Consider the following 12009-nt stretch of genomic DNA (forward strand, 5'->3'; position numbering starts at 1 on the left):
GCCGGGGGGCACCTCGGTTGAGCGCGTACCCGCGCCGGCTCCCTTGCGGAGGGGACGCGGCTGGCTCATCGGAGGGATCTGGTCGGTTCCGCAGGTGGTGATGCTGAATCGCGTCAGCGACGGGTGGGCGGAAGGAACGACGTGTTCAGATCTGGTTTGCGGGCGACGACACTGACGGCGGTTGCGGTGGCGGGGCTGTTGGCAGCGCCCACCACCGCCCAGGCCCGGCCCGGCACGAGCAACGCTGCCGCGGGGCGGTCGGCTGTCGTCGGGTTGGGACATTTCGTGTACGACGAGCCGAACACCGAGGGGCACCGGATCTGGTTCGGCGTCCACGCCGTATCGGCCTCCGAGGGATCGGCGCACGGTCGGTTTCGGTACCGGCACGAACGGGCGGACGGCACGCTCGTGGCGCAGGGATGGGCCGACGTGACGTGTCTGCGGGTCACCGGAAACGTCGCGGTGTTCACCGCGATCGTCCCGGAGGCGCAGGGCAGTGTGAAGAACCACGGCTTCTACGTGAAGATCATCGACGGCGGGCGGGGGCCGGATCAGATCGTCGACGCCCAGGCGACGAACGGCAGCGAGCCACCGCCCACCGGCTGCATCGATCCCGAGACGGACCTTCCTCCGGGCTCGCAAGTGAGGCCCCGGTATCCGATCCTCGTCGGCGGATATGCCGTACACGCCGTCAAGGTTCCCCCGCTTGAGCGCCGGGAACGGCCTCAGCCGTGATGTGGCGGTGGTGGGCGCACTGGCCGACGTGGTCCGGTTACGCGGCCGCGGAGTCGTTGCGCTGATGTCGTCGCCCGACTGGATGCGGCGGCCGGTTGGTCAGCACGGGCCCGCTCCCTCCTCGAAGAGGCGGCGGGCCCAGTCGGCGTACCCGGCGATGGTTTTCTGGACCGTGCGCCCGTCGTGCAGGAAGAGGTACGCGCGGTCGCCGCGGCGGGCGAGCAGCCCGTCGAGGCGGTGTGTCCCCTGTGGAGCGGGCAGTCGGGTGACCAGCGGGTAGCGGGCCCAGACCTGGCCGATGGGCGAGCCGGCGGTGATGCCCTCCGGTGTCCGCATCGGGTCGCCGACCCAGAGCAGCACCAGTTTGTCCTCAACGAAGACCGGGCTGACCGTGTCATGGCCGGCGAGCGTCGGCCCGCAGGCGTCCAGATTGGTGAGCAGGATGCCGCGTCGGGTCAGCTCCTCCTCGGTGTCGCCGAACTCGATGTTGCGCAGGCCGTTCAGGTCAATGATCTCCACGTTGCCGGCGGGCCGGCCGTCCGGGATCGCCCCGGTCGGCGGCACTCCACTGCCAGCAATCGTGGCAGCCGTCATCAGCGTGGCAATAAACGCAAATTGTCGCAATTTCATGGAATCCCCCAGTCCCCAACGGAACGCGGGCGTTCAGGTTGCTGCCAGTCGGCGGATTACTGATTTTCCCACTGCTCGACCAGGTCGTCCCAGTAGTCGGCGCTGAGGCGACGCCGTCCGTGCGCCAACCAGCCGTCGGTGTTCCGTTCCAGGTGCAACCCCAGTTCGGCGAACGGGTCGATCCACTCGCCGGGCTCGACACCGAGCCGGGTCAGCGCCGCGTTTATCGGCCACTGCCCACGCGGCGCGTCCAGCACGTCGTCGAAGTGTGGACCCCACGACAGCGCTCCACCCAGCCACACCGCCGCCGACTGGCAGCCGACGCCACCGCCGAACTCCGCCTCCAGGTACGCCACCGGCCCCGCCTCTGACCAGCGGGTCAATAACTCGGCAAGCGTCGGCGACAGCACCAGACCGAACGGGTGCTCGGCGCTCCGGTCGTCCGTCGCGAAATCCGGCAACGACCCGGTCAGCTCCACCACCAACTGCGGCGTGACCGGCAACAGCCCGAAATCCTGGCGCAGCTCGCCGAGGACCGCGTGATCCAGCTCGGCGGTCTGCTCACGGAGCAGTTCGACGTCCGCGACCACCGCGCTGAGCTGGTAAGTCATCGAACCCTCCGCCGTCCACAGCCTGTGGATAGAACATGTGTACGACGCCAGCGGGGCTGGTCGTCGTCGATTCCCGGACCGTACCCGGCCGGCGGCGGCGGATTCGCTGCCGGGACCCGTTGTACCGTCCTGGTCATGGTCGACCAACTGACAGTCCCCGGTATGCCGTCGCCGCTCGTGCCCTCGCCCGAGGGGCTCTGGCGGGTGGACGAGACTTCCGGGGCGGTGACGGTGTCGGCGCAGCCGCGTACTGACATCTTCATCGACCCCAGCGGCGGCGACGACGCGGCACCCGTCCTCAACGCGGCGACACTGCTCGCCGACCTGCCGCCGGAGGGCGACTTCCAGTTCAGCGCCCGGGTCAGCGTGGCCTTCGCCGCGACCTTCGACGCCGGGGTGCTCCTGCTCTGGCGCGACGAGCGGTGCTGGGGCAAGTTGTGCTTCGAGTTCTCACCCAAGGGTGAGCCCATGATCGTGTCCGTCATCTGCCGAGGCGTCGCCGACGACGCGAACGCCTTCGTGGTGGCCGACCGCACGGTGTGGCTGCGGGTCTCGCGGATCGGTCGGGTCTACGCCTACCACGCCTCGGTCGACGGGCGGACCTGGCAGTTGATCCGCGTGTTCGGCTTCGACGGCGAGACGTCAGGCGATCGGATCGGCTTCGCCGGCCAGTCGCCGACCGGCGACGGATGCAGCGTGACCTTCGAGGAGGTCAGCTTCCGACCGGAACGCCTCGCCGACCTCCGCGACGGCTCCTGACGCAGGCCCGACACCGCCGTCCACAGCCTGTGGATAGAACATGTGTACGACGGGTCGGGGCTCGGTCAGCTTCGCGTGGCGAGCCGGCTCACGAACGCCCGCCAGGCCGTCGGCGCGAAGGTGAGCGCCGGGCCGTTCGGGTCCTTGGAATCCCGTACGCCGACCACGCCGGGCAGGTTGTCGGCGACCTCGACACACGCGCCGCCGTTGCCGCTGCTGCGGCTGCTCTTACGCCACCGGGCGTCGTTCAGCTCCATGACTCCGCCACTTCCCTCATCAGGTCGACCGACTGCCAGTGGGACAGCGCCTCCCCGCGCACGTTCTCCCATGCCGCCATCATGGCCGCGATGTCCTCGGGGTCGCTAGCCACTTGTCCCTGGAGTTGGTTGTCGAGGTAGCCGGCCATCCGGTGGTCGTGGCTGTGCGCGATCACGAACGGCCCGTTCAGCCCGGCGTACGCGCCGACCGTGCTGGGCACGACGTGCACCCGGATGTGCGGCTCGGCGCACGCGGCGACGACGGCCAGCAGTTGCTCGCGCATCGTCGACCCGCCGCCCACCGGGCGACGGATGACCGCCTCGTCGACGACCGCCGTGAACTGCGGCGGGTCGTCGCGCTTGAGCACGCCCTGTCGGCCGAGCCGGACCGTGAGATGCCGCTCGATCTCGCCGCGAGGGATCAGGCCCGCGCCGCTCAGCACCGCCCTGGCGTACGCCTCGGTCTGCAACAACCCCGGCAGGACGGTCGACTCGAACCACCGCAGCGACACCGCCTCCCGCTCGATCTCCTGCCACGGACGAAACCAAATGGGGTCACGACGTCTTGAAGTGTCCGGCCAGATGTCCGACACGTCCTTGCGAAGGGCCTCGGCCGCCGCCAGGCGGTGCCGGGGATGCGGGATGCGCCCCTCGGTCAACCACCGCCCCACGGTCTTCGGGTCGACGCCGACGGTCTCGGCGAGAGATTCGGTGGTGTGCCCGGTGTCGCTGAGCGCCACCCGCAACGCGTCGTTCACGGCCCCTCCATCGAGATGTTTCGAATATCTGAGGACCATATCGCTACGCGGTGTATCTGTCCCGTGACGCACCCGAGAGTGGTTTGGAGAAGACGGCGCGACCGGTGGAGGCGCAGCAGCCCGGCGGTGGGCGTCAGTCAGCGGGTCGCCCCGGCGGGGAGGGCGGGGCGACCCGCTTCCACAGCGAAGGAGCCCGCCCATGCCCCGCCGTCGCCACCGGAACCACCTACCGACCCGACCCACCTGGCGCTGCGCGGCGTGCGGCATCGCCTGGCCGTGCTCGGCGGCGAAGCTACGGCTGCTCGGCGAGTATCGGCACGACCGGCTGGCGTTGACCGTCTACCTGGCGACGCTCCAGGCCGAAGCCGGCGAACAGTTACCCGAGGTGGACCCCGCCCGGCTGAGCGAACGCTTCCTCTCCTGGGCCCGTTGCCGTGGCTGAGCTGACGTTGTCCCCTGGCCCCGGTGGTTGCCTTCTGAGGCCGCTTCCGTGGCTGAGCTGACGTCGGCGCCGCTGGGCCCGGTGCCGTGCGCGGGCGACTGTCAGGGTCGCCAGATCGTCACGCCGATGTCCTGTCGCCGCTCGGCGAAGCGGCCGTCCCGTGCTGCCGTCGTCAGGAGCTGGCGCAGATCCGCCGAGAAGGCCGGGAGTCGGTCGCCGAACAGGTGCGGTGCCGAACTGGACAGCGAGAACACCGCCGAGGTGACCTCGTCCACCGAGCGTTCCACCACGATCCCCTGTTCGATGGTGATCCGGGTAGGGCCGGCGTAGCCCGCCCCGCGCATGATCTCGGCCTCGCCGGAGGGGGTGCCCGCCGGGAGCAAGCCCTGCCCGGCCCGGCGGATCGGCCCCAGGTAACTGGCGACCAGCTCGTCGATCTGTGGCCAGGGTGCCCGGGGGTACGGCAACGGGTCGTCTCCCATGACGCCCTGATGTGTGGTGGCGCCGACGTGCACCCAGGCCCCGTCGGGCGTGAGCATGTCGCGGACCTGACGCGCCACGAGCGGGCGGTCCATCCAGTGGAACGCCTGGGCGAATGTGGCCACCCGGAAGGTACCCAGGTCGGCGGGCAGGGCCTCGGCGCGCAGGTGTCGCCACTCGACGTTCGTCACCCCGACGCCGTCAGCTCTGCGCCGCCCCTCCGCGAGCATGTCCTGGTCGGCGTCGACGCCCACCGCCGCCTCGAACAGGGGCGCGAGCAGCAGCGTCAACGATCCGGGTCCGCAGCCCACGTCCAGCAGTCGACCGGTGCCGTCGAGGTTGAGCGCGGTACGGATGGCGTCGGCGAGACCTGGCGGGTAGGGCATCCGTCCGACGCTGTAGTGGCGGGCGCTGCCCGCGTACAGGGTCTCGTCCCACTGCCACGTCGCCTCGGTCACGACGTCGATGAGACCACAGCAGCGTCTCGCCTGGACAGTTGCGACGGGCGGCTCATGTTAATCTCCGTCCGCTCACATGATCACCTTGAGCGACCGAGGGGACACATGACTGCCGAGGTGCCACCCGCGGGCGGGCTGCTGGATTCGGGCGGTGCGATCGGCGTGGCCAGTGGTGAACGCCGGCCGGTCGGCGAGCGCGTTTGCCGATGTGCGGCAGTGGGTCGCGGACCCTTTCTCCGGCGTAGGACGGCAGGGTGGTGTTCGACGGATGAGTACGTACATGCGGACCAGCGGCGACGTTCTTCGGTGGCCGGACAGCCCCGACGCTCGGGCAGCGCTTACGGATTGGTTCGCCGACTCGTCGGTCGGGGCGTACCTGTCGGGTGACTCTCTTGATTTTCGCGGCGCGGACCTCAGCCGGCTCGACCTGGCCGGCGCCTACCTCGCCGGTTCCCAGCTGGCCGGGGTGCGGTTCGAGGCCGCCAACCTCGGCGACGCCAACCTGAGCAATGCCGAGGCGCAGGGCGCGGATTTCTCCGGTGCCGACCTGGCCAAGGCGGACCTGGTCGGCTGCGCGGCGGATGCGGCGCGGTTCGGTTCGGCGCGGTTGTTCGCGGCGCACCTCGACGACGCGGTGCTGGCTGACGCCGATCTCAGTCGCGCGATCCTCAACTCCGCGAAGCTCTACAAGACGGACCTGCGCGGCGCCAACCTTGAGTACGCCAGCCTGCGCTGGTGCACCCTCGGCGGCCCGAGCATGCCGACGGTGCTCAGCGGTGCGCGGATGTTCGGCTGCCAGCTCGACGGCGCGACCGGGGCCGTCGTCGGCCCGGTCTTCGTCGACGAGGCCGCGACCCGGTCCCTCGGCGGTGCCGAACTCGAACGGTGGCTCTCGGCGCAGGGCGCGCAGGGCGTCCAGGTGCTGGGCTGAGGCTGGCGCAGCGACGACTCAACCGACCAGTGCGCCGCGACATTGCCCAGCAGTTCGGCGGCCTCTTCTGGGGTGAAGGCGGCAAATAAGACGAATGGCGAGGGTGGCCTTGATTAGCCCCGCTTGCGTTTTTCTGATATCTCCCTGCACGGCTACCTGTTCAAGGGTCCTCGAGTGGTCCGACTTGTGTACGGTGCTGTTCATGGGCGAACGGTGGCCGGAGGGGCGGACCGGCGGAGCAAGTCAACAACGGGTGCTAAAAAGGTCTCCTTTGTTTGTTGGCGTTCCCTGGGCCGTTCTGCTGTTACTGCTGACCCTTCTCGTTTGGGAGGTGATTCGAGCAAATGTTGGCGACAAGACGAGATCCGAGTGGCCATACCGCCTCACGATCTTGCCACCCGAGACGCTGGCCAGTATCGCCGCTGCTCTGGCCGGTCTACTTCTTGCTCGTGCCCAGTTCGCGAGAACCCACCGCCCGTCGATAGGCTTCTCTGTGGAGGGTGCTGACCAAGAGCAGGAGTTGAAGAGCGACTACTGGGAGGCGTACATGTTCAACGCTGGCCCAGGCGTCGCAACGGTGATCTCGGCTACATATAGGGGCGAGTTCGTTCTCCCGGACGGAACTTTCTCCACTTCCTCTTGGGTTTCGCCCCTTGAGTTACGTAGAGCCCTGGGTGATCTCGGCCTTTCGCATGGGTCTGACTTTGAACTCTTGTGGTTGGCGAAGAACGCGCCTCTTGTGCCAGCTGCCGGACCGCGAGAGGGCAAACGTCTGGTAAGGATGAACCTCAGGACGATACGCCGACTGCGACGCCTTGAATTCTCGCTACGTGTTACCGACATTGTGGGCGATGAACACGTTCGAAGCCTGGAACTAATGCACCATCTGCCGGACGAGATCAAAGAACTGGCAGTCAAGTCGCCGAGCGAGCAATCGGACCAGGCAGGGCTTCCTCAACCGCGCCGCAGTAACGATCGCGCTTCCCTGCCGAACGGCCTTGGTGCCTACGCTCAAGCTCCCTCCGCTCCGGCTGCACCATGGCGGAGGTGGTGGGCTGATCGCCAGGTGGGTTGCGCCTGGCTTCGGTGGTCGGATTGGGCGGCCTCCAGACGCGTACTGAGACGGCAACTGAGACGACGTGGCACCACAGACGAGTGAGGGCCGGTCCCAGATCGGGGCCGACCCTCATGCTTTGCCTGGTGAGGCGAGCGGAGGATACGAGATTCGAACTCGTGAGGGTGTAAACCCAACACGCTTTCCAAGCGTGCGCCCTAGGCCTCTAGGCGAATCCTCCGCGAGCCAGGATACAGGCCCCCGTCGGCCGGGCCACCCCACCACCCCCTGAAGATCGACGGGCGGTCGGGTAGGCTTGGCGGCACCTCCCGTGCGGCGGTATCTCGTGAACCTCCCCAGGGCCGGAAGGCAGCAAGGATAAGCGAGCTCTGCCGGGTGCACGGGAGGCCTTTTTGTCTGTGGGCCGGTTGATCCACTCGACATCCCTGATGTCGGGGCATCCCGGGCATGCGGACACCCCGATTTCCAGGAAGCCGAGTCGATCAAGCCCGAGGGCCCAGGCGCCCCGGCGGGGTGGGTGGTCACCCGCGCCCGACCGGCGCAGAATGGCTCGGTCGAGAGGAGGCGGGACGAGTGACGCTGGCGCTCTACCGCAAGTACCGGCCGCGTACCTTCGCTGAGGTCATCGGCCAGGAACACGTGACCGAGCCGCTGTCGCAGGCGCTGCGTAGCGGTCGGCTCAACCACGCCTACCTCTTCTCCGGCCCTCGCGGCTGCGGCAAGACCACAAGCGCCCGGATCATGGCCCGCTCGCTCAACTGTGAGCAGGGCCCTACTCCCGAGCCGTGCGGCAAGTGCGCGTCCTGCCGCTCGCTGGCCGCCGACGGCACCGGCTCGATCGACGTGATCGAGATCGACGCGGCCAGCCACGGTGGTGTCGACGACGCCCGTGAGCTGCGCGAGCGTGCCTTCTTCGCGCCGGCCAACAGCCGCTTCAAGATCTACATCATCGACGAGGCGCACATGGTCTCGACCCAGGGCTTCAACGCCCTGCTCAAGCTGGTCGAGGAGCCTCCGGAGTACGTCAAGTTCATCTTCGCCACCACCGAGCCGGAGAAGGTCCTCGGCACGATCCGGTCGCGGACCCACCACTACCCGTTCCGGCTCTTCCCGCCGAAGGTGGTCCGCCCATACCTGGAGCAGCTCACCCAGGCCGAGGGCGTCGCCGTCGAGCCGGCGGTCTTTCCGCTCGTGGTGCGCGCCGGTGGTGGCAGCATGCGGGACAGCCTCTCCGTGCTCGACCAGCTCATCGCCGGCGCCGGCCCGGAGGGGGTCAGCTACGCCCGGGCCGTCTCGCTGCTCGGGGTCACCGACTCGGCGCTGATCGACGAGATGTGCGACGCGCTGGCCGCCGGTGACGGCGCCGCCGCGTACGCCACAGTCGACAGGGTCGCCGAGGCCGGGCACGACATGCGCCGGTTCGCCTCCGACCTGCTGGAGCGGCTCCGCGACCTCATCGTGATCCAGCAGGTGCCGGACGCCGCCGCGAAGGGTCTGATCGACGGCCCGGCCGACCAGATCGAGCGGATGGCCGCCCAGGCTTCACAACTCGGCTCGGCCACGCTCTCCCGCTGCGCCGACATCGTGCACGACGGCCTGGTGGAGATGCGCGGCACCACAGCGCCCCGCCTGCTGCTGGAGCTGATCTGCGCCCGGATGCTGCTGCCCGGCGTGGACGACTCCACCGGCGGCCTGCTCCAACGCCTCGAACGGATGGAACGTCGGCTCACCCTGGGCGGCACCGACGCGCCGTCGGCCGCCGCCGGCTCCGCTCCGCCCACCCACCAGGGAGTACGCCCACAGCCCGGCACCCCGGTCCCGGCTGCCGCACATCCAGCACCAGTGAACGCCCCGACCTCCGCACCGCCCTGGGCGGTCGAACCGGCCGCGTCCCCGACCCCCGGCGCTGCGGTCCCGGGTGCGCCCGCGTCGGCTGCCGTGGTCCCCGGCGCACCCGCCTCGCCCGGCCCGGTCCCGGGTGCCCCGACCGCCGGTGCACCGGCCTCGCACGGTCCGACGTCCGCTGCACCGGCCTCGTACGGTCCGACGTCCGGCGTACCGGCCGGGCACGGCTCGGCCGCCGACTCGCCGATCCCGGCGTCACCGGGCGCGTCGGCCGGCACCGGGCCGGCACCCGTCTCGCCCGCTGGGCCGGCCCCCCGTCGGGTGGTGCCACCGTCGGCGGTGCTGCCCGACCCGGCCACGCCCCAGCCACCCCGACCGGGCGCGCCGGCCGCCGCGTTGGACGCCGTCGCGGTCCGCCGCGTCTGGCCCGACGTGGTCGGCAAGGTAAACCGGACCAACAAGCGGATCGCCGCCCTGATGCGCGACGCCGTGGTGCGTGAACTCGACGGCGACATGCTGGTGCTGACAGTGAAGTCAACGGTGCTGGCCAAGATGATGGCCGATCATGCGGCGGTGCTCACCGACGCGCTCTACGAGGAGTTGGGCGGGCGCTGGCAGATCCGCTGCGAGGTCGCCGGTGAGCGCGGTGGCGTGTCGTTGTCCGGCCCCCAGCGCGCCCAGTCCGCCGCGCCGGCTCCCGCGACGAATCCCACCGCCGCGCCGAACGCAAACGCCGCTGCCGGCCCGCCGAACGCACCGTCCGCCGCGCCGAACCCGTCGGCCGCCGCCGGCCGGCCGAGCGCACCGTCCGCCGCGCCGAACCCGTCGGCCGCTGCCGGCCGGCCGAGCGCACCGTCCGCCGCGCCGAATCCGAGCAGCGCCGCTGGTTCGGTGACAGCGACGCCCAGCGCGCCGAACCCGAGCAGCGCCGCCGGCCCGGTGACAGCGCCGAACTCGACGAGTGTTGCCGACTCGGGTGCCCGTGGTGGCCTGCCGGGAGGCGTGGGGGCGCGTGCCGAGGGGGGCGGGGCAGGCCCCGGTGCGCCCGGTTCGGGTCGGCAGGGCGGAACGCCGCCCGCCGCGCACGCTTCGTCCCGGCCGGGCGCAGCGCAGCCGGTCGCGTCGGCGAACGACGAGGACGACTGGCCGGAGGCGGCCCGCCCGGGCGGTGGCGCACCCGCCGCCGAGGCGACCGACGACGAGGACTGGCCGGAGGCCGCCCGTCCGGGTGGCGGGTCGGCCGGGAACGCCTCGGGCCCTGATGCCGGACCGGGCGGTCCCGGCTCGGCGTCGATTCCGACCAGCCCGAGCGGCGGCGGCCCGAACGGCGGCGGCAGCCAGGGTGGCGGTGCGAACGGCGGCGGCCCGATCGGCGGTCACGCCAATGGCAGTGGCCAGAACGGTGGTGGACCGGGCGGTTCGGGTCGCCCCGAGCCGGCGGCCGGCGGCGGCAACCCGGGTGGGCGGGGTAACCCGACACCGGCGGCCCGGCAGCCGGCGGCAGCCGGTGGTGCCCCGGTGAGCAGCGCCATCGCCGCGGCTCGCGCGGCGGCGGCGGGGCGCGGTGCGCGTACCGGAGCGGCGGCCCGGCCCGTCGCGGACGCCGAGTGGGCCGGCGAGCCGCCCTACGACCCGGACTTCGACGGCCCGGCGCGGGCCGGTCGGCCGGGTGGCGCGGCGACCCCGGTGTACGAGGGGTTCGACCCGGGCGACGAGCCGCTGGACGAGATCATCGACGAGAAGACGGCGCGGGAGTCCAGCGAGGAGCAGGCGGTACGGCTGCTGCGCGAGACGTTCGGGGCCGAGAAGATCGACGAGGTCGACGCCCGCTAGTTCGCCACTGTCGACCGGGCGTGCGACGCCTGGACGACAGGCCGCTCGGCGAGCAGGACGCCGAGGCAGCAGGCCCAGCTGGGGAAGGGCAACACGGCGACTCGTTCCATGCCGCCCACCCCGATGCCCAGGCCCTGCTGGGCGACGAACAGCACGGTCCCGGCAAGTGCGACGAGCCCGGCGGTGAGGGTGAGCCGTCGCCATCGTCCGAGCGTCGTGGCGGGTGGTGCGAACCCGGCGAGGAGTAGCCCGATGTTGCCCAACACCATGATCAGGAATGCGCCGAGGACGTGCAGGTTCTCGTCGACGTCGGCCGGGTAGACGGCCGCGAGGGCGTAACCGCCGGCGGCCAGCAGCAGGAGGACCTGCGCCGAGCGCACCACGCCACCCTGGCCGAGGAGCCGCCAGGTCAGCACCAGCCCGGCGGCGAGCAGGACGGCGGTCGCCAGAATCGCGGCGTTCATCAGTGGGTGCCAGGGCGAGCAGACGTAGCGGGGTCTGGTGGTGTCCCAGACGCCGCAGTGGGCGTTGCCGAGGTCGCTGATGTTGTGGGTGGCCCAGCTGTAGGTCGGCTCCCGCCACCGCAGCCCGGTGATCAGGCTGGCGACGAGGAAGATGGGCGCCGCCGCGAGCCAGCACAGCGCGCCGATCCGGCCGGTTCGGTTGAGATTCATGCCACGAGCAGACCAGTGCGGCGGGCGTGGGCGCACTACCACCAGGCGGCCGGTTCGGGGTAGTGGTAGCCGTACCGGGCAGGTGTTTCGACGGGGTGGACGGTGTTCCCGGGCGGGGTGTGGTCGGTCCCAGCGGATAGGCTGGGCGGCGGCCGAGCAGACGAGTGCGAGAAGGAGCCATCCGTGCGCCCAGGTGGACAGCCGAACATGCAGCAGATGCTGAAGCAGGCGCAGAAGATGCAGCAGCAGATCGCCGCCGCTCAGGCCGAGTTGGCCGAGGCCGAGCTGACCGGCACCGCCGGCGGTGGGCTGGTCACCGCGACCGTCTCCGGCGCTGGTGAGCTCAAGGCCATCAAGATCGACCCGAAGGCCGTCGACCCGGACGACGTGGAGACGCTTGAGGATCTGGTCGTCGCGGCGGTGCACAACGCCGCCGAGGCGGCCCGGGAGCTGACCGAGCGCAAGATGGGCCCGGTCGCCGGTGGCATGGGCGGCCTCGGCCTGCCCGGTTTCTGAGCCGG

General features: G+C 70.7%; 12 protein-coding genes, 1 tRNA gene and 1 other RNA gene. 7 read left to right on the forward strand and 7 right to left on the reverse strand.

From position 1 onward, the window contains the following. Positions 1–141: 141 nt before the first annotated feature. Entirely contained in the window at positions 142–735 is a 594-nt protein-coding gene (locus AB0B85_RS05280) for a hypothetical protein (protein WP_357403799.1), read from the forward strand. A gap of 99 nt (positions 736–834) precedes the next feature. Here AB0B85_RS05280 and AB0B85_RS05285 read toward each other — a convergent pair whose 3' ends face one another. Both AB0B85_RS05285 and AB0B85_RS05290 read right to left on the reverse strand, forming a co-directional pair. After that, complete coding sequence (locus AB0B85_RS05285; protein WP_357403801.1) at positions 835–1329, reverse strand: hypothetical protein; 495 nt, start codon at positions 1327–1329, stop codon at positions 835–837. A gap of 92 nt (positions 1330–1421) precedes the next feature. Continuing rightward, the gene (locus AB0B85_RS05290) at positions 1422–1976 is read right to left on the reverse strand and encodes a hypothetical protein (protein ID WP_357403803.1); all 555 of its coding nucleotides are present in this window, start codon (positions 1974–1976) and stop codon (positions 1422–1424) included. Positions 1977–2111: 135 nt separating this feature from the next. On the opposite strand from AB0B85_RS05290, the gene AB0B85_RS05295 reads away from it, so the two are divergent. Continuing rightward, positions 2112–2735, forward strand: a complete 624-nt coding sequence (locus AB0B85_RS05295) for a DUF1349 domain-containing protein (RefSeq protein WP_357403805.1) — start codon at positions 2112–2114, stop codon at positions 2733–2735. Between the two features lie 65 nt (positions 2736–2800). Here the strand turns inward: AB0B85_RS05295 and AB0B85_RS05300 are convergent, their stop codons facing one another. Together AB0B85_RS05300 and AB0B85_RS05305 are read right to left on the reverse strand one after the other, a co-directional pair. Beyond that, positions 2801–2992 carry a DUF397 domain-containing protein gene (locus tag AB0B85_RS05300; protein ID WP_357403807.1) on the reverse strand — a complete coding sequence of 64 codons (192 nt, stop codon included), beginning with the start codon at positions 2990–2992 and terminating at the stop codon, positions 2801–2803. Then, positions 2983–3750 carry a helix-turn-helix transcriptional regulator gene (locus AB0B85_RS05305; protein ID WP_357403809.1) on the reverse strand — a complete coding sequence of 256 codons (768 nt, stop codon included), beginning with the start codon at positions 3748–3750 and terminating at the stop codon, positions 2983–2985. Before AB0B85_RS05305 ends, AB0B85_RS05300 begins: the two co-directional genes overlap by 10 nt. Positions 3751–3949: 199 nt before the next feature. Here AB0B85_RS05305 and AB0B85_RS05310 point away from each other — a divergent pair, with 199 nt between their 5' ends. Further along, complete coding sequence (locus AB0B85_RS05310) at positions 3950–4192, forward strand: flavin reductase (RefSeq protein WP_357403811.1); 243 nt, start codon at positions 3950–3952, stop codon at positions 4190–4192. 101 nt (positions 4193–4293) lie between these two features. On the opposite strand, the gene AB0B85_RS05315 is transcribed toward AB0B85_RS05310, so the two are convergent. Then, complete coding sequence (locus AB0B85_RS05315; RefSeq protein ID WP_357403814.1) at positions 4294–5130, reverse strand: class I SAM-dependent methyltransferase; 837 nt, start codon at positions 5128–5130, stop codon at positions 4294–4296. 268 nt (positions 5131–5398) lie between these two features. Between AB0B85_RS05315 and AB0B85_RS05320 the strand changes: the two genes are divergently transcribed. Further along, the gene (locus AB0B85_RS05320) at positions 5399–6061 is read left to right on the forward strand and encodes a pentapeptide repeat-containing protein (RefSeq protein ID WP_357403816.1); all 663 of its coding nucleotides are present in this window, start codon (positions 5399–5401) and stop codon (positions 6059–6061) included. Positions 6062–7271: 1210 nt separating this feature from the next. Here the strand turns inward: AB0B85_RS05320 and AB0B85_RS05325 are convergent. Then, a tRNA-Ser gene (locus tag AB0B85_RS05325) sits at positions 7272–7356 on the reverse strand. An 82-nt stretch (positions 7357–7438) separates the two neighbouring features. Here AB0B85_RS05325 and ffs point away from each other — a divergent pair. Together ffs and AB0B85_RS05335 are read left to right on the forward strand one after the other, a co-directional pair. Beyond that, an RNA gene (gene ffs, locus AB0B85_RS05330) (signal recognition particle sRNA small type) lies at positions 7439–7528 on the forward strand. Positions 7529–7709: 181 nt separating this feature from the next. Then, on the forward strand, positions 7710–10814 hold the full coding sequence (locus AB0B85_RS05335) for a DNA polymerase III subunit gamma and tau (protein ID WP_357403818.1): 3105 nt from the start codon (positions 7710–7712) through the stop codon (positions 10812–10814). On the opposite strand, the gene AB0B85_RS05340 is transcribed toward AB0B85_RS05335, so the two are convergent. Beyond that, positions 10811–11488, reverse strand: a complete 678-nt coding sequence (locus AB0B85_RS05340) for a DUF998 domain-containing protein (RefSeq protein WP_357403820.1) — start codon at positions 11486–11488, stop codon at positions 10811–10813. The genes AB0B85_RS05335 and AB0B85_RS05340 overlap by 4 nt on opposite strands. A 207-nt stretch (positions 11489–11695) precedes the next feature. Here AB0B85_RS05340 and AB0B85_RS05345 point away from each other — a divergent pair, with 207 nt between their 5' ends. Beyond that, a complete protein-coding gene (locus tag AB0B85_RS05345) occupies positions 11696–12004 on the forward strand; it encodes a YbaB/EbfC family nucleoid-associated protein (RefSeq protein WP_238433593.1) in 309 nt (102 codons plus the stop codon). Positions 12005–12009 lie beyond the last annotated feature (5 nt).

The sequence above is a fragment of the Micromonospora sp. NPDC049044 genome, assembly GCF_040649215.1.
GTDB lineage: Bacteria > Actinomycetota > Actinomycetes > Mycobacteriales > Micromonosporaceae > Micromonospora.